The sequence below is a fragment of the Halalkalibaculum sp. DA3122 genome (assembly GCF_043951865.1).
In the GTDB taxonomy this organism is placed as follows: domain Bacteria; phylum Bacteroidota; class Rhodothermia; order Balneolales; family Balneolaceae; genus JAMQKA01.
Genome location: NZ_JBINJF010000002.1, coordinates 1 through 24,437, shown reverse-complemented (window position 1 = coordinate 24,437; position 24,437 = coordinate 1). Strand labels below are relative to the sequence as shown.

General features: G+C 51.9%; 18 protein-coding genes. 5 read left to right on the top strand and 13 right to left on the bottom strand.

Annotated features, from left to right (window positions below; all coding sequences use genetic code 11):
• The first annotated feature begins 442 nt into the window (after positions 1-442).
• The 5 genes from ACG2F4_RS01885 (at position 443) to ACG2F4_RS01865 (ending at position 5,921) form a co-directional block, all read left to right on the top strand.
• Entirely contained in the window at positions 443-2,878 is a 2,436-nt protein-coding gene (locus ACG2F4_RS01885) for a TonB-dependent receptor domain-containing protein (protein ID WP_395257736.1), read from the top strand.
• A 427-nt stretch (positions 2,879-3,305) separates the two neighbouring features.
• Positions 3,306-4,010 (top strand): DUF1080 domain-containing protein, encoded by a 705-nt coding sequence (locus tag ACG2F4_RS01880; protein WP_395258169.1) that lies wholly within the window; start codon positions 3,306-3,308, stop codon positions 4,008-4,010.
• A gap of 243 nt (positions 4,011-4,253) precedes the next feature.
• Positions 4,254-4,673 carry a TonB-dependent receptor plug domain-containing protein gene (locus ACG2F4_RS01875; protein ID WP_395257734.1) on the top strand — a complete coding sequence of 140 codons (420 nt, stop codon included), beginning with the start codon at positions 4,254-4,256 and terminating at the stop codon, positions 4,671-4,673.
• Positions 4,674-4,870: 197 nt separating this feature from the next.
• Positions 4,871-5,299: a TonB-dependent receptor plug domain-containing protein gene (locus tag ACG2F4_RS01870; RefSeq protein ID WP_395257732.1), complete on the top strand. Its 429-nt coding sequence runs from the start codon at positions 4,871-4,873 to the stop codon at positions 5,297-5,299.
• 193 nt (positions 5,300-5,492) lie between these two features.
• Positions 5,493-5,921, top strand: coding sequence for a TonB-dependent receptor plug domain-containing protein (locus tag ACG2F4_RS01865; protein WP_395257730.1), 429 nt, complete (start codon positions 5,493-5,495; stop codon positions 5,919-5,921).
• A gap of 142 nt (positions 5,922-6,063) precedes the next feature.
• Here ACG2F4_RS01865 and ACG2F4_RS01860 read toward each other — a convergent pair whose 3' ends face one another.
• The 13 genes from ACG2F4_RS01860 to ACG2F4_RS01800 form a co-directional block, all read right to left on the bottom strand.
• Positions 6,064-6,738 carry a GDSL-type esterase/lipase family protein gene (locus tag ACG2F4_RS01860; RefSeq protein WP_395257728.1) on the bottom strand — a complete coding sequence of 225 codons (675 nt, stop codon included), beginning with the start codon at positions 6,736-6,738 and terminating at the stop codon, positions 6,064-6,066.
• Positions 6,739-6,774: 36 nt separating this feature from the next.
• The gene (locus ACG2F4_RS01855; protein WP_395257726.1) at positions 6,775-9,612 is read right to left on the bottom strand and encodes a DUF6797 domain-containing protein; all 2,838 of its coding nucleotides are present in this window, start codon (positions 9,610-9,612) and stop codon (positions 6,775-6,777) included.
• A gap of 59 nt (positions 9,613-9,671) precedes the next feature.
• On the bottom strand, positions 9,672-10,892 hold the full coding sequence (locus tag ACG2F4_RS01850; RefSeq protein ID WP_395257724.1) for a PmoA family protein: 1,221 nt from the start codon (positions 10,890-10,892) through the stop codon (positions 9,672-9,674).
• A 20-nt stretch (positions 10,893-10,912) separates the two neighbouring features.
• Positions 10,913-12,487, bottom strand: coding sequence for an SLC13 family permease (locus ACG2F4_RS01845; RefSeq protein ID WP_395257722.1), 1,575 nt, complete (start codon positions 12,485-12,487; stop codon positions 10,913-10,915).
• A gap of 47 nt (positions 12,488-12,534) precedes the next feature.
• Positions 12,535-13,305, bottom strand: a complete 771-nt coding sequence (locus ACG2F4_RS01840; RefSeq protein ID WP_395258166.1) for a 3-ketoacyl-ACP reductase — start codon at positions 13,303-13,305, stop codon at positions 12,535-12,537.
• Between the two features lie 2 nt (positions 13,306-13,307).
• Positions 13,308-14,699 carry a glycosyl hydrolase gene (locus tag ACG2F4_RS01835; RefSeq protein WP_395257720.1) on the bottom strand — a complete coding sequence of 464 codons (1,392 nt, stop codon included), beginning with the start codon at positions 14,697-14,699 and terminating at the stop codon, positions 13,308-13,310.
• Between the two features lie 22 nt (positions 14,700-14,721).
• The gene (locus ACG2F4_RS01830; RefSeq protein WP_395257718.1) at positions 14,722-15,822 is read right to left on the bottom strand and encodes a Gfo/Idh/MocA family protein; all 1,101 of its coding nucleotides are present in this window, start codon (positions 15,820-15,822) and stop codon (positions 14,722-14,724) included.
• A 96-nt stretch (positions 15,823-15,918) separates the two neighbouring features.
• A complete protein-coding gene (locus tag ACG2F4_RS01825) occupies positions 15,919-16,374 on the bottom strand; it encodes a dimethylsulfonioproprionate lyase family protein (protein ID WP_395257716.1) in 456 nt (151 codons plus the stop codon).
• A 77-nt stretch (positions 16,375-16,451) separates the two neighbouring features.
• Positions 16,452-17,519 (bottom strand): PmoA family protein, encoded by a 1,068-nt coding sequence (locus tag ACG2F4_RS01820; RefSeq protein WP_395257714.1) that lies wholly within the window; start codon positions 17,517-17,519, stop codon positions 16,452-16,454.
• 131 nt (positions 17,520-17,650) lie between these two features.
• Complete coding sequence (locus tag ACG2F4_RS01815; protein WP_395257712.1) at positions 17,651-19,018, bottom strand: Gfo/Idh/MocA family protein; 1,368 nt, start codon at positions 19,016-19,018, stop codon at positions 17,651-17,653.
• A 131-nt stretch (positions 19,019-19,149) separates the two neighbouring features.
• Positions 19,150-20,844: a RagB/SusD family nutrient uptake outer membrane protein gene (locus ACG2F4_RS01810; protein ID WP_395257710.1), complete on the bottom strand. Its 1,695-nt coding sequence runs from the start codon at positions 20,842-20,844 to the stop codon at positions 19,150-19,152.
• A 21-nt stretch (positions 20,845-20,865) separates the two neighbouring features.
• Positions 20,866-23,862, bottom strand: coding sequence for a SusC/RagA family TonB-linked outer membrane protein (locus ACG2F4_RS01805; RefSeq protein ID WP_395257708.1), 2,997 nt, complete (start codon positions 23,860-23,862; stop codon positions 20,866-20,868).
• Positions 23,863-24,083: 221 nt separating this feature from the next.
• Positions 24,084-24,302: a hypothetical protein gene (locus ACG2F4_RS01800; RefSeq protein WP_395257706.1), complete on the bottom strand. Its 219-nt coding sequence runs from the start codon at positions 24,300-24,302 to the stop codon at positions 24,084-24,086.
• Between the last annotated feature and the right edge of the window lie 135 nt (positions 24,303-24,437).

The following is a 24,437-nucleotide window of genomic DNA, read 5'->3' as shown; positions in this document are numbered from 1 at the left end:
GGTTGATCTCGATCCCGCGGTGTGCTAATAGAGAGCTCTGCAAAACAAGGCTTTTCAAAAGCTCTCTATTAGAGACCTTTACAGAACCTGTTATTTTGTTGGGAGGGGACTGTACCACCGACCTTATCCCCCTTGAGACGGTAGTACAACCCCCTCCCAACGACCAATTGAGAGTTTCGCAAAACCCACCCAAATACCTATCCCAAAATAAAAGATACGGATGATCGCCGGTATTGAGGGGAGACCTTCGTGACAGCATCTCTACAATCCCAGGTGGTGGTCAACCCGCCTCATCATTTTTTTAACACCGATTTACAAGTTTACACATGTCGAATCAGAATCTTCAAATTCTGATCAGATTTCATTCAGGATTGGGTCAGCATCGGCTATTATGTTTAGAATGAATTGAAAACGGCAATGTAATGAACAGACCAATAACACTATGAAGCGTTTACTCCTGGGCGTGCTGTTAATATGTATCGCACAAATATCATTTGGGCAAACCGGTGAAACAGATCCAGCCGTTGTAGAAGGGGTCATCTACAATGAAGCGGGGGAGACGGTGCCAAATGCCTCTGTAGCTATCTATGACTCCACGGAAACCGACCTTATTACGGGCACTTCCAGCAATAACGACGGCACTTTCAACATTGAAGTGGAACCGGGACGTTATGTTCTCCAGATATCGTATGTCTCCTATAATAATTATACCGAACCGGTTGAGCTCTCCGCCGGAGAAACCTACGATGCCGGAGAAATCAACATGCAGCCTACATCCGCCCAGATGCAGGAAGTGATGGTACGTGGCGAAAAGTCCGAAATGTCCATGAATTTCGACAGCCGTTCTTTTGATGTCGGTCAAGACCTGACCAGCATGGGCGGTTCGGCGCTCGACGTGCTCGACAATGTCCCCTCCATCGCCAGCGACATTGACGGCAACATCAGCCTGCGGGGCAACCAGTCGGTGCGTATTTTGATCAACGGCAGGCCCTCAAACCTGGTGGAAGACGGGGCAGACGGACTCAGAAGCATCCCCTCCTACCTGATCCAGGAAGTGGAGATCATTACCAATCCATCCGCAAAATTTTCAGCGGAAGGCTCGGCCGGGATCATCAATATTATAATGAAGAAAGACCAGCGCCAGGGATTCAACGGCAGTGTGGGCCTTGGCTCGGGCATGCCGCAGGATCATGAAGTTTCAACCAACCTGAACTACCGTACCGAAAATGTAAACTGGTTTGGCGGCGGTGGAATCGACTACCGGAGCGATCCCGAAGAGGGATTTTCCTACCAGGAGTTCAACCTCGGCCAGAACGCCACTGCCGATACCTCCTACGCATACCGCGAAAATACGGATGCCGATGAAAGTGAAATTGATGGTGACCTCAGGCTGGGAGCCGACTTCTTTCTCACCGAAAATCAAACATTGACGATCGACGGAAACCTGGACCTGGAAGATGGGTGGACCGATGAAACCGTCAATTATACCGACTACAATATCAATGGCGGATCGGTCGGGGATATCAGCCGGCGCATACAGCGAAGCGACGAACAGGATGAACAGGAGAAGGAATTTGAAGCGAACCTGGAGTATGAAAACAGGTATGACGGGCAGGACCACCGGTTAACCGCCGAAGCGAGTTTTGAGGTCGAGGATGAATCGGAACGGTCCAACTTTACCGAATCCGTTATGCAGGGTAGTTATGATCCCCAGCGGGAACGCACCTTCGCCAGTGAATTTGCACGCGACTTCCGATTCGACATTGATTATGTGCGACCGATCGGGGAGAGCGGCCAGCTTGAGGCCGGTGGACGCTCCAGGTTTGAATGGATGGACAACAGCCTGCGCGCCGAAGTGCTTGAAAACAGTACCTGGCAACCTCTGCAGGCCGCTGCATTTAATGACAACTTCCTCTATCATGAAAATATCAACGCCGCCTATGCAACCTACAGCCAGGAGTTCGGGGCATTTTCTACCTCGATTGGCGTGCGGGCCGAGCATACGGTCATTGAAACAGAGCTTAAAACGACCGGCGATAAAACCAACCAGAATTACTTCGGGCTGTTTCCGAGCGTGTTCCTGAATTATTCCTTTAACGACCGGCAGTCGGTCCAGGTGAGCTACAGCCGCCGCCTCGATCGCCCCTGGTCGCGCATGCTGCTTCCCTTTTCCGACTATTCCGACTCCCGCAGCCGGTTTACCGGCAATCCCGAACTGGAGCCTGAATATGGAAACTCCTTTGAAACGGGCTACCTGCAATACTGGGAGACAGGCTCGCTGCTCACCAGTGTGTATTATCGCTACCGCACCGGCGTTCACGAGCGCGTGACCACGCTGGATGACCAGGGAATACGACGCACGCAGCCGATCAACCTGGCTACTGAAGAGGCATGGGGCATCGAATTTTCCGGAGACCAGGATCTGGCCCAAACGCTCAGCCTCCGTCTCAATGCCAACTTCTACCGCTCCGACTCCAGAGGCAATTACCAGGGTGAGCTTCTCACCAGCGACGCCCAAACGGCACAGGGACGGCTGACACTGCGCTGGCGACCCACCTCGCAGTGGAATATGCAGTTTGCAGGCCGATATCGCGGGCCGCGCAACACCACGCAGGGTCGACGAGCCGGAATGATGATGATGGACACCGGCATCTCCAGGAGTTTTGAACTCTGGGACGGTCAAGCTACCGTTTCCCTCAGTGTTGACGACATACTGAATTCACGCAATTTCCAGAACACCATCGACAATGCAAACTTCTATTCGGAACGCGAATTCAGCTGGTCGAGCCGAAGCTTTATGCTCAATTTCCGCTATAATTTTAACCAGTTCGGCAATAACCGTGGAGGCCGTGGCGGGGGTCGCGGTGACTGGGATTAACGATTTTATTCCTGTTAACCTATCACACAAACAAGTCCATTACATACTTCTTGTGTGATTTTCCCTAGAAATCGCAAGCCCTTGATTGGGCTTGCGATTTATTTATTTTCACGGTTCCTTTGCAGAACCTGAAACTGCTACTTTATTGGCAGGTGGTTCTACCAACGACCTTATTAACCTTTTAGACAGCCCCCCTCCTCAGAACAATGACGGCGAAAATTACCTATTATTTTTTGAAAGGATATTTCAAAATAAGTAAATATAGTTTATATATATGAGACGGCACTCTTGCCAAACCGGCTATTTCATGATGGAATAGTGGTCAGGTCCCAACTATATTTCGCTACCGGAATCTACCGCGAACCGGCGGTTTGTCGCTGCAGCAGACTTCAAACAATTAATCTACTCGATACGAGGATGTATGCTGATAAAAAAACTGTTTTTGTTCTGCATTATTTTCGCTTTTTCATTGCACATTCCCAACCAGGTACACGGACAGTCCCAGTCGCTTTTTAATGGGAAAGACCTGAGCGGATGGTACATGGACGTACCCGCTCTCGACGAGGATTCAGCCCTCCGGAAACCGTTTATTGTACGGGATGGCTATCTTGTCAGTCTTGGAGAACCCCGGGGACATCTGATTACAGAAGATGAATTCAGCAACTACCGCCTTGAAGTAGAATACCGTTTCCCCGGGGAGCCCGGCAACTGCGGCGTTCTTGTGCATGCCTCTACCTCGAGGGCGCTATATGAGATGTTTCCTAAATCGATTGAAGTGCAGATGATGCATGAAAACGCGGGTGACTTCTGGTGCATCGTGGAAGATATTACCGTACCCAACATGGTGGAACGTCGTGGTCCCAGGGAGGAGTGGGGCATTACAGAGGGGAAAAATCGAAGAATTCTTAATCTCACCGATGACTCCGAACACCCACTTGGCGAATGGAACAGCATGACTATAGAAGCGGTCAGCGACTCGATTAAGGTCTGGGTAAATGGCGACCTGGTTAACTTCGGGTACGACGCCACCGCCAGCAGCGGAAAAATTGCCCTCCAGGCTGAGGGAGCGGAAGTAGAGTTTCGCAAGATAATACTTACCCCGATTCAAAAAATCAGCGGAGACAGAGAATGAGGCAAATTTATGGCCACTCCATCTATTCAGCCCTCAAGAGCATTACACAATAAAACAGTTTTGCAGTCTCTCCTGTTTAACAGCTACTTTGGGTGGCAAATTAATTTATCCTGAATAATTCAGGATAAATGCAATATTTACCTTTATTTACGTTAACTTATAACGGGTGAATAAAAAGAGAGGTACAGCACCAGTAAAATTATATGTTGTATATATATTCCTCCTAAACTAAACACCACAAATATGAAATGCGAAGAAGTCAATATATACCTTCTGAGCATTGCCTTGGCACTGCTTATCTCAGGTTGTGGTACGAGCGGAAATGGTGTGGGAAAATCCGAATCGGCATTCAACAGCTCCAGAGTTGTTGTCGACAACCCGTCGATCGATTTAACTGACTATTTACGCAGGATACCCGGCGTCCAGGTAACAGGACACGGAGCCAACGCCCGAATTACCATCCGTGGTATCAATACGTTTTTAGGTAATCCCAGTCCTCTTTTTGTAATTGATGGCATCCGGATCGGAAGAGATTTTAGCAGTGTCTATGGTTTTATTAACATCAATGATATCGGAAGTATCGAGGTATTGAAGGGCCCGGAAGCTTCGGCTTACGGGGTAGAAGGAGGTGGCGGCGTTGTTCTTTTTCATACGAGGTCTTAGCATATTTTAACGTTAAGAGGCTGGGACACCGGGATATTGCAAGTACTTTCCGTTTCGGACTCTTTGATGAGAATTGACTGTCGGCTACTGTTAGAATACGGAAATCGTGGGAAACGAGTGGGTTCAGCAGTCACAGTATCCGAGTCAAAACGCTGCACTCCCGGTGGCTAAACATAACTTCATTATTATTCCCGAATATGAAACGGTTCCATTCACTCATTGTCATTGCAATCACCATTACGGCTACCGTTGCAGCATCCTGTGCCAGCACGGGAAACAGTGCACGTTCCGAGCGGCAAAGCTCTGAACGACTGAGCCGGGTTCAGGTAGAAAATCCAAATATTTCTCTGGCTGATTATCTTCGGCGCGTCCCCGGTGTCAATGTCCAGGGTTCCGGGAATAATGTTCAAATAATCATACGGGGGATTAATACATTTCGCGGCAGCACCGCCCCGCTTTTTTATATTGACCAAACCCGGGTGGGCCGAAGCTACAGCCGCGTAAACAGCATGGTAAACATGCACGATGTTGATAATATTAAAGTTGTAAAGGGAGTTGAGGCCTCGGCTTATGGGGTTGAAGGGGCCAATGGTGTAATCATTATCAACACCAAACGCAGCGGCTAGTGTAGTTACTCGTTGTATTGTATATCAGCTATCTGTAGGATACAGAGATTGCTGGTATTCGGTCCGATGGCCCTTATGGATTCAACTGATATGTACAGCTTTTACCAAAAGTATTTGCAAACAGCACAGGAATCCCACTCTAACCACTCATACATGAGATAAACCCGTTCTTCTGAAATTAACCTTTTCTGCTATGGATTATCTACATTCAACTTCCGGTATTCTTTTAGTTGTCATTGCACTGATCTTGGCAGGATGCGCAACCAGCGGACAAGGCGGTGTCAGAAGCAACATCGATGAAAACACCAACGAAAGCAACTCTGTTAAAGTGGTGCAAAATAACTCCGATTCCCTGACCGATTATCTTCGGCGGATTGTCGGCGTCAAGGTGATAGGGGATGGTCCCAATGCCCGCATTACCATACGGGAAAAAAGCTCGTTTAACAGCGATACGACACCACTTTTTGTTATTAACGGCATTCGCGCCGGAAAAGATTTTTCCGACGTTTACAGCTTGTTAAACCCGGCCGATATTGTCGAGATAGAGGTGGTTAAGGGGGCCGACACCGCACTGTACGGTATGGATGGTGCAAACGGTGTGATTGTCATCAGCACGAAATAGGTGATATTCTCAGCATCGCATAATGCTTCCGTGCCCATTCGAGGCCGTGAAGTGCAGGTGGTGCTTTTGCTGTCTTTCATCGTCAGAAAATTTTCCTTGCCGGGAAAAGGGCATTTGTGATTTTGGGAGGGAGCCCTGATCGTCAATACAATGTGTCAAGCGCTGGTGCCAGCACCCGGTTCCACGCTGCATACCCCTTCTCGTTGAGGTGCAGCAGGTCCTCCATAAACAAGCTGTCATCCGGCTTGCCGTTTTTGAGAAGAGGAGTGGCCAGATCCACATAAAACAACTGCTCGTATTGCTGATTATAGCTCTTTATCCGCCGGTTTACCTTTTCCATACGCTCCCAGTAATTCCACCGACTGGAACTCGGCTTTATCGGGATATAGACAAACTTGACTTCCGGGAAATCCGTCAGAACCCGTTCCGTGAGATTACGATAGTCGTCCACCACCTGTTCAACCGGCTTGTCGGCCGCGACATCATTATCGCCGGCGTAGAACACAATCACAGAGGGCTCGTACTTATGGATGACGTGCTTATAGAAATGCCGGACATCGGAAATGTGGGAGCCACCGAATCCCCTGTTTATGACCGGGTACTCCGGAAACGCCCGGCGGGTTTTCCAAAACCGAATACTTGAACTCCCCACAAATAAAATGGCATCCTCGGGAAAGGTGTTTTTCGCATCCCACTCCAAAAAAGTCTCTATCTGTTGTTGAAAACGCTGTGGATCGGGGTCCCCGACGGGTTGCGACCGGACCAAATCACCGGCAAATACACAGATAATAAAACACAGCAGATATTTTTGAAGCATGGCATGCGAAATATAGGTTTGAAAAGTACAAGGCACCTACTCAGAAATCGACTCGATGTACAGGATTAACGATTCGATTTCACTTTCAGAGAGCACCCCGAGAAATGAGGGCATTTCAGCCGAATATCCTTCCGCAACCTCCTGCCCCGGTTCAAGAATGGAACGCCGGAGGTATTCCTCATCGGCTATAACAGAGGACCCGTCGTCCAGCTTGCGTTCGGAACCGAACAGTCCCTGCATGGTGGGACCCACTTTACCGGCCTCCGTCCCGTCCACCGAGTGGCAGGCGAAACAGCCCGTGCGCTGAAACAGCTCTTTGCCGCGTTCCACCGACGCCGGCTCCTCTTCTTGCTGAGCTACCATCTGCTGCCCCGAATCCTGCAACAGTTCATCCACATTCAAATCGCCAAAACCCTCAGTCACCAGGTTGGGCTGTTCCACGTCATTGACTGTAAACCAGAATTCATCGTCCATGGCCTCCCCGGCGCTCGTTTCCAGGTTGTAGGCGATCTCCATCTGCATCACCTCCTGGATATCGGGGATGGCGATAAAGACGGAGCGGTTGTCATCCGACAAGTGGGCAGAAAAAACCGGCATCAGCTCTTCTCCCGGCGAACCATCCAGCTTAAAATGCCCGGATCCATACTCCTCTGTCCGCCGGTAATTCCACCGTTTCACCTGGTAGTTGGCGGGATTTGTGGCCATCTCTTCATCCAGTTCAGTTCCAAAACGGAGGATCACTCCACCCTCCCGGACCCTGAAATCTTCGGGAAGCGGGCTTTGCTGACCGGTATACCGCAGCCGGATCAGCGAACTTATCACATCAGAATTCGAGCCCCAGAGCGAAAACCCGGCAACATACAGCTGCCCGTCATCAGGACCGATAGCACCTTTCATGGTCGGGGCCGGGTAGTTGCCCGGAATTGCTGACACCCCGCCCTGCACCGCGTCGCTGGTGCTGTCAATCAGTACCTTGAACAGGCCCGGGCGCCCGTAGGAAAGATGGATCAGCTCCCCGTTTAACGGCCCCATCTGGTCGCTGGTTATCCATACCTGGCCCGTCCCCGAACGGTCCACGCTGTGGGGAATCCACGTTAATGGCGGTGTAATCTCCGGCAGGGGATCGCGGTAGGCGGTTGCCGGCACCCCGTAATAGTCGCCCTTATCGACCAGCATTACGGGGGTCGAAGGCACGTGGTGTCCCTGCTGATCCGAGGCAGTCAGCACCCCGGTCTCGGGATTGATCCCCAGGTAGGGACCGCGAAATCCGGTGGCGTAGCGTTCTATTTCACGCCCATCCGGGGAAATTTTAGCGATGGAACCTCCATACCAGGAGCCCGCGCGAAATCCCATAATCGTTTTCGGAGACGACGTTTCCGGTCCCATATCCAACGCGCCAAATTTTGAAACGTAAAACGATCCGTCCGGGGCGTGCACCATGTCGCTGGCCCACTCCCTGGTCTCGATGGATTGTTCCATCAGGCTGGAAAAATTTTCATAGTAGTCGGCCGAACCGTCGCCATTCAGGTCATGGAGTTTCGTAATCCCCTCTTTCCCGAAAACGTGCACCTTCTCGTCCACCACCTCTATACTTTGCGGTTCATACATGCCCGAGGCAAACCGCTGCCACTCCAGGGTCTCCAGGTCGCGATCTATCCCATCCACAATCCAGACATCTCCCTCAAACGTAACCAGTGCGGCCCGATTGTCATCGAAAAATGCAATGTCTACCACACGTACATTCCGTTTCCAGGGATTCGGGATGGGAAGCGTCAGGCGGTCCACCACGAAGGCGGAAGTATCGGGCGCCAGCTGTCCCCGCGTATGCACCGGTTCCGGCCAGTATGCGGGCCCACCATCTTCAAACTCGGCGAGATTCACATTTAAATCCGCCTCTGACTCCGAACCGGAAAGCAATTGATTAAACGTCTCTACCTGCCCTGCCGACCCCTTCCACAGTACTATCGTAAATTCCACGGTTTCACCGGCAGGTGCAACGGCTGCCGTGGCGTACCGATCCCCGGTAACCTCCAGTTCAACTTCAGCTGCCGACCCGACCAGCCCGATCGCTGTGACCGTATCCTCTCCCGGGCCATGATAAATAAGGGCGGTATTCCCGGACACTTCACTCCTCGCGCCATCGGAAACCTCGGCCGCTGCAAGCGAAAGCGCCTGATCCGGATTTTCAACCTGAAATGTTCGGGTAAATGCAGTGACATCTCCCGATTGGATCGCCCCCGGCTTTTCGTAGATATCGGTATTTTGAGCCGTATATGAGAGTACCACTTCCTGGTCATTCACATAGATACCGTTCCATCGACCAAGCTCCAGCGGCAGGGGTCCCCACGAGGGACCATCGGGATTGGGAGCCGGCGGTCGGGGATCGGAAAAGCCGGGATCCGCACCCATCCAGCCGGGATACAGTCCCGTTGCAATTTTTGGGTTTCCCGCGATCAGGGGAATCTCGTTATCCTTGTTATGGAAATCGCGATAAGAGATCTGTCCCATGGTAACCATCGGCAGGAAATCTCCGGTCCAGGCCACCGACCAGCGCAGCATATCGGTGTCAAAACAGGCATACGCTTCTGACCCCAGTCGCAAAGCCAGGCATCGCGGCGTGATGTTGTCGGCCGGAAATCCGGGTCCGAGTTCACGGGCATCCACCGAGGTGGTAATAAACGGGAATTCCGGCTCCACGAACGGGGCCAAGTCCTCCGGGTCAAAATTCTGTTCCGTGAGTATCTCCTCATCGCCCGTACCGCATCCCGCCAGCAGTATGACGAAACTCAGCACCAGCAGACGGGACGTAATATTCCAAAACCCGGGAAAAATATGTGGATTTTTGCTTGATCGTGGCTTGCTGTAGAACTTCATAGTATCAAAAAGTTATATAATTCATTGCTGAACAGGGCTCTGCAAAACCAGCGCCTGTTTTATTGCTTTTCAACGGTTATCCCCGGCGGATAGGCATAATCATTCCACAAACGATTGATTTTTTCGATGTCCGGTTCTCCGTCATAAGTGACAAATCGATAGCGCATGATGTAGGGCGAACCGGGTTCAATTGTCATTTTCCCCAGCTGCATCGGGGCGTAGACCACATACGGCGTTTCGGGATGTATGCGAATCGGCTGCGGAGCCCGGTAATTGTCGGGATGTCCGAGCAGGGCAACACCGGCACGCTCACCGTTTACCAGCCCCCCCATGTGAACCCAGCGGGCACGGGTTTCATTAGCTTCATCCCGGTTCATACCCTCAGAAGTAACAAAAGATACATTCTCCGGATTATTCCAGTCGCCATGCCCGCGAAACGCCAGTCCACCGTAGTGATATTCCGGCAGAACCAGCGGCTGCCCCGTGTTGGTCGTATGCGTCAGTACCAGATCCACCATGTTGTAATCGCCGTCTGAAGCAGTGTTGTACACGATAACCTTCCACTCCTCGTTGAGTGCAGTAACCGGTGCCGAACCTGAAATATCCACAAAATAGTTTTTTGCCTTGAAACCGGCGTGCACGGGTCCCTCCCAGGCCTTCTCCACCGAATCCGCATGATCTACCCGGCCCGAATGGTTGTGTGGATTCCAAAAATCGGGCGTTCTTCCCTGGAATTCCGTATTTGTCCAGGCCGAGAATATGCCGTAGTGATGGGGATGTATTTCCTGGTCCAGGTGGTTGGTCAGCGGTACGCCCCCCGGTGAATAGAGCGGGTGGATATACCCCGCGCGCTTGTACATTTTATCCATTCCCGGCGGTAATCGGTTTTCACGGTGATAATACGAGAGCACCTTTCGGCTTCCATCGTTAAATATAAGGGTTCGCTGACCGGCGGAGATGCTCATTTCCGGCTGACCCGGCATCGATGAGACCGGGGCTTCGGTATCAACTGTATAGGTTCTGGTCTCCTCTGAAGGTAATTCCCTCAAAATAAACGATCCTCTTTGGTTTTCATCCACCTGCAGTAGCAGGTTTTCCCCTGAATCGCTGTTCATCCGGTAGGTGCCGGGAGCAACCGGTTCGGGAAATGTAAAAGAGGCAACCGTCTCCACCCGGTCAAATGCACCGGCACTGACCGTAATTTCGTATTGTGCCATCGCCTGCCCTGCACCAGTCGCCCAAAACAGACCGACCAGCAGCAGAACAATATGTTGAGCCAAATTTTCAGTTCTTTCCATCGCTAGTAGATAGTTAAGAGTGAACTGATGCCTTCAGGTACCACCCCGATATCGATACCCAAGAATATCGTGAAGAGGAAATAGGTAAGCAGTGTTATCAGGATGGCAAAAAACAGGTTCAATACCAGTCCCGCCCGCGTCATTTGTGGGATGCTCATCACCCCACTGCCGTAGACAATGGCATTGGGCGGGGTAGCCACCGGCAGCATGAACGCACAACTGGCTACCATGGTGATAGGTACGGCAAACAGCAGCGGATCCTGGCCGATGCCAATTGCCACCGAGGCGATAACTGGCAGAAAAGCGGCAGCGGTCGCCGAGTTACTGGCCAGCTCGGTAAACATGATGATAATAACTGCAACAATGAATATAATGAGAATGACAGGCCATCCGCCGAGGATCTCAAAATATCCGCCAACCCACTCCGCAAGTCCTGTACGCTGGATCGCCCCGGCCAGTGAAAGTCCGCCACCAAAAAGGATCAGCACACCCCACGGAATCTCCTCGGCATCTTTCCACCGCATCAGGAACCGGGATTTATCAAGATTGACGGGGATAATAAACAAGAGCAGTGCCCCAAATATGGCTATACTCGCATCCGAAATGCCGGGAAGCAGGGGTTCGACAAGCGGACGTGTTATCCAGAGCAGGGCAACCAGTACAAATACAGCTGCCACCATAATTTCCGGTCGGGAGATCTTGCCCAGCCGTTCCATCTCGCTGTTCAGGTATTCTTTTCCACCGGGCAGCGATTGCATGCGCACCGGGAACACAATGTTGGTGAGCGTATAAAAGATAATCGGAAGTCCGAGTATGACGACCGGCAATCCCAGCGACATCCACTGGGCAAACGTTATTTCCATGTTATACGCGTCATTCACGAATGCGATCATCAGGGCATTGGTGGGTGTTCCGATAACGGTTCCCAGCCCGCCCACGTTGGCGGCATAGGCGATCGCCAGCATCAGCGCCACGGCAAAATTTCGATTCTGCTGCTGTTCCTTGTAGGACTTTCTCCCCTTCTGTGTTAGCTGGATGACCGAGAGCCCGATCGGCAGCATCATCATGGTGGCGGCGGTATTGCTGACCCACATGCTCATGAATGCGGATGAGACAATAAAACCGGCAATTATATTACGGGGTTTTGAACCGATAAAGTTGATAATATTGAGCGCAATCCGGCGATGCAGGTCCCAGCGCTGCATCGCGATGGCGATGATAAATCCACCCAGGAACAGGTAAATCATCGGGTCCGCATAGGGTGCGGCTGCCGCATCGATATCCGTGATACCGAGGATTGGAAACAGGACCAGCGGTATCATCGCCGTTCCTGATATCGGTATGACCTCCGTCACCCACCAGGTGGCCATCAGGGCCGCAACGGCCGCCGTTCGCCACCCCGCCAGGCTCAGCCCTTCGGGAGAACTTGAAAACAACATCAAGAAAAACAGGAGTAATCCCCCGATAAATCCGCCCCATTTTATCCCGCTGACCGGACCCTCTTCGGAATCTCCCATCTTCATACCTGTTGAACTTTGCTCTTCCTGTGTATCGACCGTTTCAGACTCCTGCTTCATATCCAGATATCTTAGATTAATGGATTCAAATTAGTCATACGTTTAGATCAGAGACGCGGCATCGTCAATCCCCCGTCTATCATAATCACTTCGCCTGTGGAATATGGAAAATCACCGTCAACCAGTGACAGCACCGCTTTCCCGACATCTTCCGGATAGCCCCAGCGCTGCTGCACCGTCAATCCTTCGGCGATCAGCTTGTTGTATTTTTCCTCCACTGCGGAGGTCATATCGGTTTTGATCACGCCCGGCCGCACTTCGTAGACCGTAATATCATATTCTGCCAGCCGGGCTGCCCAAATCTTGTTATGCATCGCCAGTCCCGCCTTCGAGATACAGTATTCTCCCCTCTTGGGAGAAACCACGGTGGCTGATATCGAGCCGACCGTAACGATGGTGCCGGAATAAGAATCATCCGCCTCTTTCTGTTCCACCATCCATCGCGCAATGCTCTGAGTCAAAAAATAGGGACCTTTCAGGTTAATACCCATCACCCGGTCATAGCTCTCCTCGGTTGCCTTCAGGGGGTCTTGCCGTACCCTGGGAGCGACCCCGGCGTTGTTAACCAATATGTTAAACCGGCCGTAATACGCTTTCAGTTTCTCAACGACAGCCTGCCGGTCTTCGGAGGAGCCAATATCGCCCTGGCAATAAATTGAATCGGAGCCCGCTTCACGCAGTTTTTCAAGGGTATCCTGCACCTGTTCTTCTCCGCGAACGCCGTTGATCGCCACATCGTATCCGTTCTCGGCCAGCAGCCTGGCAATTCCAAAACCGATCCCCCGGGATCCTCCGGTAACCAATGCAACAGATTTCATCATCAACTTTTATTTTTAATTGCACTGAAAAAGGTGTAATAGGGAGCCTCTCTCAATATTCTGGTTAGATACAGCGCCAGCTCCCGCACGTGATAATCTCCCCACATGCTCGATTCTCCGCAGGGAATTTTCTCTCCCTCCGGTATATGATCCCACCCGTTGGGACGGTGATATACCGAATGCAGGAGCAGCCCGTGGTGATCTTCGTCTGTACTAAGATAGGGTTCCCCGAGGAGCGTGCGGGTGACGGCCAGGCCAGCCTGCCAGTATTTTTTGCCCTCGCTTTCATCACCCTGTGCTTCCAGGTAATGACCCAGGCGCAGCAGCCCCTGAGCGCCGATGGCGGCCGCTGAACTGTCGACCGGTTCATAATCGTTGTACGGGTCGGCCGGTTTGGCCGTGTAGTCGCCCAGCTTGTGAAGAAGGGGAGCACCGGTATCCCAGTACGGGATTCCATCCTGCGAGGTATGATCGATATAAAAATCGCAGGTGGCACGGGCGGCTTTTCGCATCATCGCTTCAATCTCGTCGTAGCCTCCATACGGTTCCAGCTCGGCCGAATCGATCTCATTTAAAAACTCCAGTTGTTCGGCAAAACCGCACATCGCCCAGGCCAATCCCCGGGTCCATGTAGAAAAGGGGGAATAGCCCTGTTGAGAATTGGGACAACGGAATTGCCCGTCGTTGGTATTAAAAACCGCCTCGTGCACCGTTCGTCCCCGGATGTCATACGAATCGCGGCCTTCTCCATAGTAGATACTGTATTTCGCCGTAGAGCGGGCGTGCTCCACCAGGCGGCCGAGCAGCGATATCGGTTCGTCGTGCTCCCCGTAGAGCAGGTGTCCCAGCCGGTGGCTGAGCGCCAGGGCTCGTATCGTTCGGATGGTATCCACAAAAAGGGAATGGGGACCGTTAAATGAGTATATAAACCCGCCGCCATCCGCCGTTTCCGTCCACCGCGCCGCCTGTACGGCCCCGGTGGATTTCAACGCCAGCTCGTAGAACTCCTTCTCCCAGTCTTCCGCCTCAACCCGGCCTTCGCCGGCAAGGCGGCGAAGTGCCCCATACGTGCTTACATTGTTGAATCCGTGATCATGCACCCCGATATGGGTGATGTGAGGAGCCATTTTTTGCACCGTCGCCTTGCGACCCATCTCCAGGAACTCCGCGTCGTCGACAGCGTCGAACTGAAGGATTTCGGAACCGAACTGAAATCCCTGGGTCCACTCGGTCCATCCGCGGGTCGTATATTTGCCCTCCACAGTAAACACCGGTGATCCCTGGGAGGTGTCATACTCCTTTCGAATTCGCTTTATCTTCCGGGCTGAAAGTTCCCAAAACTGTTCAAGTGACTGCTCCAGGTCTGTTACGCCCAATTCATCGTTAATTTTCATCGTGTATCTGCTGCTACATTATTTAAATTAGTGAAGGAACATCGATCCATTCGCGCTTTTCGGAGGCCTCGTACCCCAGTTCCGCCAGCTGAACTCCCTTGGCAGCCTCCAGCAGGTTCCACCGGAAGGGCTCATCCTTAACTATGTGACGCAGGAACAGCTCCCACTGAATTTTGAACGCGTTGTCAAACTCCTGCTGGTTGGGCATCAGCATCCAGTCGTCAAAGAAGTTGTGATCCGAATCCACATCCGGGTTCCAGACCGGTTTGGGCGTGGCCGAGTGGGGCTGAATCCAAACCTCGCGCAACCCGGCTACGGCCGAACCTTTGGTTCCATCTACCTGGAATGTGACAAGATCATCGCGACGCACCCTCGTTGTCCAGGAGGAGTTGAACTGCGCGACCACCCCGTTTTCCAGTTCAAAGATCGCATACGCCGCATCGTCGGCAGTGGCGTCATACGGTTCTCCCTGCTCGTCGTAGCGCTTGTCAATATGGGTCGCCCCAAGACAAGAAACACGCTCCACTTCTCCAAACAGATTGTCCAGCACGTAGCGCCAGTGACAAAACATATCCAGGATAATGCCCCCGCCGTCTTCCTTGCGGTAGTTCCAGGAGGGTCGCTGTGCGGGAACAGTATCTCCTTCAAAGACCCAGTACCCGAAATCGGCCTTGACCGAAAGAAGTTCTCCAAAGAAATCCTGCTCCCTGAGCTGCCGTAGTTTTGCCAGTCCGGGCAACCAGAGCTTATCCTGCACTACGCCGTGCTTTACTCCCTTTTCTTCCGCTATTTTATGAAGTTCAACCGCATCGGCAGTATTGAGTGCTGTCGGTTTTTCACAGTAAATGTGCTTGCCGGCCGCTATCGCTTTTTTGATGTGTGGCGGACGCAGATCGGTGCGAAGGGCATCAAAATAGACCTGGTTGTCCTCGTCCTCCAACTCCTTGTCGAGATCCGTCGTCCACTTGTCAATACCGGTCTGTTCTGAAAGTTTTTCCAGCTTTACCGGGTTTCGGCCCACCAGGACCGGGTCGGGCATAATCACCTCATCTTCACTTATTTTGACGCCGCCCTGTTCAATAATCGGGACTATCGAGCGCAGAAGATGTTGATTGGTTCCCATACGGCCGGTTACGCCGTTCATTATAATGCCTACTCGGTGTGTCGTCAGTTCATCGCTCATGTGCCTGGTAAAATCTAAATGTTTGTTGATTGCGTATTATTTGTACTCCTCGGCAGGTTCCGTGCACTGCGGCCGGGCCCCCTCCGGAAGCGGCGGAACATCTTCACCGGCCCGCGGCAAGGTTCCCTTCAGCTCCTGCTTCCAGTGAGCGACATCGCCGGCCGGACCGTAGCAATACACAAACTTCAGCGGTTCATCGCCAATGTTGGTCAGCTGGTGGAACTCGTTTGAGGGGATATACACGGTCTGCCCGCCGATGATCTGCTGCCGTTCGGTACCGACACATATCTCACCGGTACCCTCCAGGATCATATAGATCTCCTCCTGTTCATGGTTGTGCCAGGGCACCTGTCCCCCGTTTGGTTCGAGCGTTACGAGTCCAAGGCTGAAGTTTTCTGCCTGTATGCTTGAACTTCCTCCCACAATATTTTTCGTAAGACGTCGCGCGGGAAAGGTACGTCCTTCGGTCTTATTCAAATCTGCTATTTTCATATTATTTAATATTGTTTTTAATGATAGTTTGTTATACCGATTCATACACGGATTCTTTCAACGTAAGCCGGCTGGTCTTAAAACGTATCACGGAATTGTTCCCAATCCTGATCCAGTTCGCTGTCAGAAGCCGCCTGGCCGGAATAGATGATAACCCGGTGCCTGAACGTCATGGACCGGCCGGCCGCCAACTCAAAATTGAGTTCCTTCTGTCCACCGCTCAACGCTTTCTGTCCCAGTGGATTGGCCGCAAACAGGCCGTATCCCCGGGCGTGCCAGTAGGTTGGGAAGCCCACATTTTCAGGGTGATCCAGTATCGCCACCGATACCTGCTCGCCTTCAATTTGACCGGACAAGTTCATCCAGCGGGCGCGTGTGCCCCACACCTCCGGACCTTCGATCCCGCTGCTGCTGAGGTAGGTACCGCTCACTCCTTCGTTATCGACGACCTCCCGGTCCGCCGGCCGACCGGATTCATCGATTAAAAGCACCGGTTCATCGGAGGGATGCTCCAGCTCCCGGGCAACCCTTAGTCCCAGCATGCCTTCCTTGTTATCCCGCAGGGAAACCTTCTCGTCCAGTGCCTGCAGCGTGGTAATCCGGTCAATAATTCTTTTGTTACCCGAGCTCCGAAAAATAAAGGTGGCTTGCTCTTCCAGCAGGGGCTTCCCGCCGGGTCCCACCCAGTCGTGGGTTACCTCGAGCAGACCTTTACGGCTACCGCTTTCGATATTGTCGATACTCCGGTGAACCACCGTCCCGTACTCGTCTTCTTCCCCGGGGGGGACGGCATCGGAATTATTCCAGAAGTCCAGCCCGTTCACATCACCATAATTGAGCCACAACCCCACATGATGCGGATGATCCGCCCGTTCCCCGGGTTGCGGTTCCAGCGGATAGCCCCGCGTAACCTGATTGCTATGCTGGGTTTTAATAGGATACAGCACCGGTTTTTTAAATTCCGGGGAATAGAGGTAGCTGGTAAACAGCTGCCCGTCAAACCGTACCTCAACTTTATGTTGTTCTTGTTTGTGAATCAGTTTTATGGACGAATCCTCCCCAAATTTCGCACCGCTGAACGCCACAAGCAGTGTTGCGGCCAGCAAGGTGCCTATATATTTAGCGATACTACAAATTCTATACACAATAATGGAATAATTTGTATCATTTGCCTTTTTACGCACTGGCCCGGAAAAGGCGATGCTGCATCTCTTTTACGTACAAACAAAAAAGAGCTCGAAAAAAAGTACCGAAGTGTATATACGGAAAAATAACCCTAATATTTAAATACGTCGCCTCCCGCCATCACTTCCTGGTTCTCCTCATCGAATGTCACCTGCCGGCCTGTACGAAGTGCGGCTGTGGTCATAATATTGGCAATGGAGTGATTGTAACCCGCTCGAACATCGGCGTTCGGCTTTTTGCGGCTTCGCACGCATTGCATCCAGTTCCTCATGTGGGCCGAGGTCATATTGTCGACACCAGTATTGGCACTGGTTTCCGCACCGGCGGCATCCGAGAGCGACTGCTCTTCGAGCAGGTTGGGCTCCATGCCCATTGCCGACGCGTGGCGCTCGCGCAGTCCACCGTTGGGAGTAACTTTATTCGTACTCAGGTTCAGCTCCCCGGCGTTGGAGAAATAGATCTCTTTTACGCCTCCCGCAGAATTGGTAAACCGCGAGGAGTAGACCACCTGGAATCCTTCCGACGGATCGTCCAGCGGACCGTAATCAAATACGGCGGTCATCGTATCGAAGTTTTCGCGGCCATCTTTCCACAGGTATATGCCGCCGTTGGCTGATACGCTGCGCGGATGCGGCAGCCCGCTGAACCAGTGCACGGTATCGATCTGGTGCGACATCCACTGCCCGGGTATACCCGAAGAATAGGGCCAGAAGAGACGATATTCCAAATACTTGCGCGGGTCCCATGGCTCATAGGAACGGTTCATCAGGTACCGCTCCCAGTCCGTATCCTCTTTTTCAATTTCCCTGGTGAGTTCCGGAAGGCGCCAGCGGCCCGGCTGATTCACATTCCAGGTCATTTCAACACTTACGATATCTCCGAATTTACCTGATTTTATATAATTTTCGGCGGCATGGTAGTTTCGCCCGCTCCTCCGCTGCGAACCAACCTGTACAATTTTGTTACTCTCATTGACCGCTTTCAACGCCGCCCGGTTGTCCTGCATCGTTTCGGCAAACGGTTTTTCCACGTACACATCGCACCCTGCCTCTACCGCCTGCTTGCAGTGCAGTGCGTGCTGGAAATCGGCCGTACTGATAATGACCGCATCCAGGTCGTACTCGTCATATAATTCCTCGTTGTTACGGGCTTTCGCAATTTTTTGGCCGGACTGTTTGCGTATAAATGCGGCTCCTTCATTTCGGCGCTTGTTCCATATATCCGAAACCGCGGTCAATTCAAAATTCAGTTCATCGGCATGATCCAGAAAAGATGGGATCAGCGATCCCCTGGCTCGATTCGAGAAGCCGACAACACCCACGCGTACCCGGTCATTGGCACCGATAATATTTTCATAACTTTTGGCACTAATTCCTGTAGAGAGGCCCGCAGACAAGATAGCCGATGTTGTTAAAAACTCTTTGCGCGTAATGCGGTTCTTGTTTTCAGTATTACTCATATTCTTCTGTAAAAATCAAATATTAGCATGTGATAGGTCATATTTAAACAGTTATAAAATGGTAAAATGACATAAAGTGGCAAGCATGTACATGCCTGCCACTCATGTCAAGGTTCCGGTCCTATCTATCTCTAGTAACCGGGGTTTTGGGGAAATGCACTTTCACCGCCATCTGTCAAGTCAATTTGAGACTGCGGTATCGGTCTCAGGTTGTGAAACTCTTCCAGTCCACCTGTCGGGGGAACGGTATCCGGGTTGTACTGGGTGGCTCTTTCCACCAGCTTTCCGGTTCGTTTCAGGTCAAACCAGCGGAATCCCTCACCCAGGAGCTCGCGTCCCCGTTCATCCAGGATGAAGTCGATGCCGTCGCTGGCCAGCAGCTGGGCTGTCTCAGCAGCCATGGTTGCTTCTTCTCCCGGCCAGGCGGCTCGTTCTCGTACCGCATTCAGGTGTGCGATGGCATCCGGCGAACCTGCACCGTCCATATAGTAGTAAGCTTCAGCGGCGATCAGGTGAGATTCAGCCAGCCGGAAGGCCATCCAGTCGCGCGATCCACCCGTTTCATTGACGCTGGCCCGGTTGGGATCGGTGTGCTTCCAGAGCGGCGGGAAGTTAATGAAGTTGTACTCTTCCGGCGTAATCACCTGCATATTGTAGGTTTGCTGCTCGGAAAGCGGCATATTATATCCCGGGAACCAGATCGCCGTATCTCCCTCGGCGAAGGTCACTTCCACTCCGTCAACGTTGGAGTAGGTGCCCGGATCGATCACGCGGAATGCATCCTTGAAGGTTTTCTTGTACCGGGAGTCCACATCGCGGTCGTCCACGTGGAACATCTCCTGGGTGGTAAACTCCGTAGGACGGAAGCGACGGAACGGACGCCCGAACTCAACGGTACGAAACAGCCCCGGTTCCTGGTCATACGGAAAGTTAAAATAGAGATGCGAGGAGTTGCCGCCCCGGAACAGGTCGTGGTCCGGCGTACCGTTTACAAGAGAGTTCTCGGAGTACTGAACGGCCCAGATCACCTCGGCATTCTGCTCATTTCCGACCGCAAAAATATCTCCGTAGTCATCCAGGAGCTGGAAGTTGTAGTCGTCGATGACCGTTTCGGCCAGGTTGGCTGCCATCTCGTAGTCATTGGATCCCGCTGCGTCGGTTGTAGCGCGGGTTAAAAAGACCCTTGAGAGCAGGTGCTCGGCAGCAGGCTTGGTAGCCCGGCCGTACTGTTCAGGCTCTACCGGCAGGTTGTTTGCCGCAAACTCCAGGTCACTGATGATCTGGTCATAGACATCACTGATTGGCGCACGTGAAGCCTCCAGTTCAACTCCCTCGGTTTCCTCGGTTGTGAGGTGAACGGGTCCAAAGAACTGTACAAGGATAAAGTAGAAGTGTCCCCGCAGGAACCGCACTTCGGCTGTTCTGCGTGTCACTTCTTCTCCACTCAATCCTTCAACGCCGCCCTCGGAGCGGGCAATCACCGTATTGGTGATGTTGATACCGCGGTACATATTTCTCCAGATTGACTCGATCGGGTAGGAGAATGAGTCAAACTCGTTGCTGTACCGGTTCATGGCTTTAAAGTCACCGTCAGCCCCCTCGCGGTAGGTGTCGGTGCCAAAAACGGTGGCCGTCAGTCCCTCCTCGGTCCCGTAAAAGGTCCGCAGGTAGGAATAAGCCGAATTCACCGCCTCGTTGAAGCCTTCGGGGGTACTATACCGCTCGTTACTTACCTGGGTTTTAACATCCTCCTCCAAAAAATCCGAGCAGGAAGCCACCAGCCCCGCTATCATTACAATTGCAAATATTCTTAGATACTTATTCATAATGTTATCCGGTTGGTTGTGTTAAAATGTTATGTTGATTCCGAAGTTCATTTGCCACTGGGCCGGGGTACCGGTTCCGGGATTTTCAGGATCGATACCGCGGTGGTTTTGCACATAAGGTGAGATGATAAGTGGCTGCTGTGCATTGGCATATACCCGGAGTCGCTGTATCCCGAGCGTCTGCTGAACAATATGGCTCGGAAGGTTATAGCCTAACACCACATTCCGGACTTTGACAAAATCGCCATCATAATAGTGACGAGCACTATTATAAATCGGGAATTCCCGGTTGATCGTCGGTTGCGGATGCCGGTTCACCGGGTTTTCCGGCGTCCAGTAATCCACATCGAACTCGTTGTACCGACCCACCAGGGCATCATCGTGGATACCGCTGTCAATGGTGTGGCCGAAGTTGCCGTACAGGAAGACCGACAGGTCTACGCCCTTGTAGCTGAACCGGGTATTCAGTCCACCCGTCAGCTTCGGCATCTCCTGGCCGATAATAACACGGTCGGCGGCATTGATCTGGTCGTCGTTGTTAACATCTCTGACCCTGATTTCCCCCGGGATCTGATCATAATTCTGGGCTTCAGCCTCTTCATCAAGCTGCCATACGCCCACCTGATCATAGTCATAAAACACATCAATCGGCTCGCCGATGAACCACTCGTTTCCGACATCATCCTGCGTTCCGCCGTAGAGTTCAACGATCTCCTCTTTGTTGGAGGCGAGATTCAGGTCAACGCCCCACTGGAAGGCATCACGGCCGGTAGCCTGGATAATATCAGCAGAAATCGACCCCTCAATACCGGTGTTGCGGGTGGATCCGACATTCTCCAAAATACTGGAATATCCACTGGTAATGGGCAGCTGCCGCTCGAGCAGCAGGTCGGACGTCTCCTGTCGATATACGTCGATGCCACCGCTGATTCTCGAGTCAAGTATCGCAAACTCGATTCCAAGGTTGGTGGATGTCGTTGTCTCCCATTTCAGCTCCGGGTTGGCAATCTGGGAAGGTTCAAATCCAAATGCCGCATCGCCCCCGTAATTGTACTGGGTGCGTGCGAGCAATCCCTGCGTCTGATAGGGATCGATACCGGTTTGCCCGGTTTTACCCCAGCTGACACGAAGCCTCAGGTCGTTGAACAGCGCATCTCCGGGAAAGAAATCTTCGTTGGCGATATTCCAGGAAACCGCAACTGAAGGAAAGAACCCGTACTTGTTCTCTTCGCCAAAGCGCGACGACCCATCGCGGCGACCGGTGGCCGTAATAAAATACCGTTCGTCGTAATTGTAGTTTAACCGGAGCATTGTCGAGAGCAGGGTCCATTTAACGTAACCGGTTTCCGCTCCCAGGATTTCCTCGGCAGCGCCAAAGTTGTAAAGTTCCATGGTTTCCACCGGGATACCACGTACCGAGGTGGATGCCGTCTCCTGGTTAAACTCCTGCATACTGAACAAGCCCGTTACATCGAACGTGTGATTTTCACCAACGGTCTGCTGGTAATTCACAATGTTCTCCCACGTATACTCAAAACGATAGTCTTCCCCTTTCTGAGCAGCGGCCGGTCCCAGGAACTGGGCTCGCGAACGGGAGGCCTGGTAATCGTTATCGCGCTCATAGCTGATGTCAGGCGCGAAATTGACCCGGAAATTCAGGTTGTCAGTAAAGTCAATATCGGCAAAGATATTGCTCAACAAGCGCTGCCGGATCTCTTCATCCACATAGGTTTCAGGCTGCACTTCAATCAAGGGATTGGAGCGCTGACCGTCATTGATTGGCTGGAATCGAAGATTTCCCTCTTCGTCATACGGGACACCGAGCGGGCTGTTGGCGATCGCTTCACCGTAAAAATTGCGGTCTCCCCCATTCTGAACGCTGTAGCTGGCCAGCGTAGAAGTACCGATCGTAATATTGTCGGTCACGTCAAAATCGAGATTCAGGCGGGTAGTGTACCGGCTGTAATCTTCCGGGGCAAGAATCCCATCCTGGACGAGTCCGCCAAACGAGACGTTATACCGGGTCGTCTCATTTCCACCGGAAATCCCCAGCTGGTGGTTATGGCGCGCACCGGTCTGCAGGATCATCTCCTGGTAGTCTTGCCAGACCCCGTTTTCCAGGTTTTCCAGCTCCCCGGGTTCCAGAAATTGCGAATCATTCTGGTATTGCCCGGCCTGGCGATGAGCTTCACGGTTTAACTCCGCGTACTCTTCACCGTTCATTACGTCGATCTTTCTCAGTGCCTTCGTAAAGCCGATAGAACCACTGTACTCAACGGAGATCTCTCCATCATAACCGCGATTGGTTGTTACAAGGATAACCCCGTTCGAGCCTCTTGAACCGTAAATGGCGGTGGCCGATGCATCCTTCAATATCTCAATCGACTCAATATCCTGCGGGTTCAGGTCCCGGATACCGCCGGAAATGGGTACCCCGTCCACTACGTAAAGTGGCTCATTACTGGCGTTGATGGAGCGGTTCCCCCGAATCCGAATTGAAGCGCCATCTCCCGGCTTTGTTCCTCCGGAAGAAACCACGACCCCGGCCGACTGTCCCGTCAGACCCTGATCGATAGAATTAACCGGCACTTCGTTCAGGTCATCACCTGACACCGAAGAAACCGCCCCGGTCACAGCACTTTCCTGCTGGGTACCATACCCGACCACGACCACGTCTTCGCCAAGCAGTGTTCCCTGGCTCAATTCTATATCCAGCGTTAGTGATTCGCCGGAAGATATGTTAACGGTGGTCTCAAATCGCTCATATCCTACAAAAGAGGCGACAAGCGTGTAAGAACCGGGCTCAATACCAGTAATTTGATAGTTACCCTCGGCATCGGTTGCCGTACCGGTTTGTGTTTCAGACAAAAAAACATTTACACCGGGCAAGGTTTCGCCGGTGCCTGCGTCTGTGACTGTTCCACTGATCTGCTGTGCATACATTGGTATTGCCGAGCAGAAGAAAAGCCCTGCCAGCAATCCGAAAATTAGTAGCGATGTTTTGTTCGTTTTTCCCATAGTATCACCTTCGTTATTATTTCTAGTTATCCCGACTTACCTACCATAGGGTTACCGGTTAAGTAATTATAAATAAAAAAATTTAACCGGTTAAGTAAAGTGCGAAAAATAATAGCTGCATCTCTGCAGCGTCTTTCCTTCCCTTTTCCCTGAGCAGGCGAATGCGAAGTCCTTTTTATTCTTGGCATTCGCTTGTGTGTCGGTCTCGTTAATTAAATAAATTAATAAGAATTCGCAAACAATTTTTCCGATAAAGGTAAAAACCTGGTAAAACGGGGGGTTTTTGAGCCCTCCTCATTGTCCGACAAGATCATCCATCCCTTGACCGGCTGTTCAGGTGAAAGCGGAGCCGGTACCACCGCTTTTTCCTGCGAGCATCCCGTGCTGCACAGCAGTATGGATATATACAGAACTGCTACAAATCCTTTATTTATATTCATGCCTGTCTTTTCGTTGGAGCCACAATTCACATTTTGGAACCACTGTTGTCCGGTAAACATATTAAGAGGGAACATAAGTCACCTTTAGAGTCTCTTCCACTCGTTTTTGTACCCTAATCTGATTGCGAGCCCCCT

What these genes read in the sequence shown, in the direction of transcription:
- ACG2F4_RS01885 (WP_395257736.1), top strand. Translation starts at nt 443, where the DNA reads ATGAAGCGTTTACTCCTGGGCGTGCTGTTAATATGTATCGCACAAATA.
- ACG2F4_RS01845 (WP_395257722.1), bottom strand. Translation starts at nt 12,487, where the DNA reads ATGAAGCAGGAGTCTGAAACGGTCGATACACAGGAAGAGCAAAGTTCA.
- ACG2F4_RS01860 (WP_395257728.1), bottom strand. Translation starts at nt 6,738, where the DNA reads ATGCTTCAAAAATATCTGCTGTGTTTTATTATCTGTGTATTTGCCGGT.
- ACG2F4_RS01830 (WP_395257718.1), bottom strand. Translation starts at nt 15,822, where the DNA reads ATGGGAACCAATCAACATCTTCTGCGCTCGATAGTCCCGATTATTGAA.
- ACG2F4_RS01840 (WP_395258166.1), bottom strand. Translation starts at nt 13,305, where the DNA reads ATGAAATCTGTTGCATTGGTTACCGGAGGATCCCGGGGGATCGGTTTT.
- ACG2F4_RS01810 (WP_395257710.1), bottom strand. Translation starts at nt 20,844, where the DNA reads ATGAATAAGTATCTAAGAATATTTGCAATTGTAATGATAGCGGGGCTG.
- ACG2F4_RS01870 (WP_395257732.1), top strand. Translation starts at nt 4,871, where the DNA reads ATGAAACGGTTCCATTCACTCATTGTCATTGCAATCACCATTACGGCT.
- ACG2F4_RS01825 (WP_395257716.1), bottom strand. Translation starts at nt 16,374, where the DNA reads ATGAAAATAGCAGATTTGAATAAGACCGAAGGACGTACCTTTCCCGCG.
- ACG2F4_RS01865 (WP_395257730.1), top strand. Translation starts at nt 5,493, where the DNA reads ATGGATTATCTACATTCAACTTCCGGTATTCTTTTAGTTGTCATTGCA.
- ACG2F4_RS01835 (WP_395257720.1), bottom strand. Translation starts at nt 14,699, where the DNA reads ATGAAAATTAACGATGAATTGGGCGTAACAGACCTGGAGCAGTCACTT.
- ACG2F4_RS01855 (WP_395257726.1), bottom strand. Translation starts at nt 9,612, where the DNA reads ATGAAGTTCTACAGCAAGCCACGATCAAGCAAAAATCCACATATTTTT.
- ACG2F4_RS01815 (WP_395257712.1), bottom strand. Translation starts at nt 19,018, where the DNA reads ATGAGTAATACTGAAAACAAGAACCGCATTACGCGCAAAGAGTTTTTA.
- ACG2F4_RS01875 (WP_395257734.1), top strand. Translation starts at nt 4,254, where the DNA reads ATGAAATGCGAAGAAGTCAATATATACCTTCTGAGCATTGCCTTGGCA.
- ACG2F4_RS01800 (WP_395257706.1), bottom strand. Translation starts at nt 24,302, where the DNA reads ATGAATATAAATAAAGGATTTGTAGCAGTTCTGTATATATCCATACTG.
- ACG2F4_RS01805 (WP_395257708.1), bottom strand. Translation starts at nt 23,862, where the DNA reads ATGGGAAAAACGAACAAAACATCGCTACTAATTTTCGGATTGCTGGCA.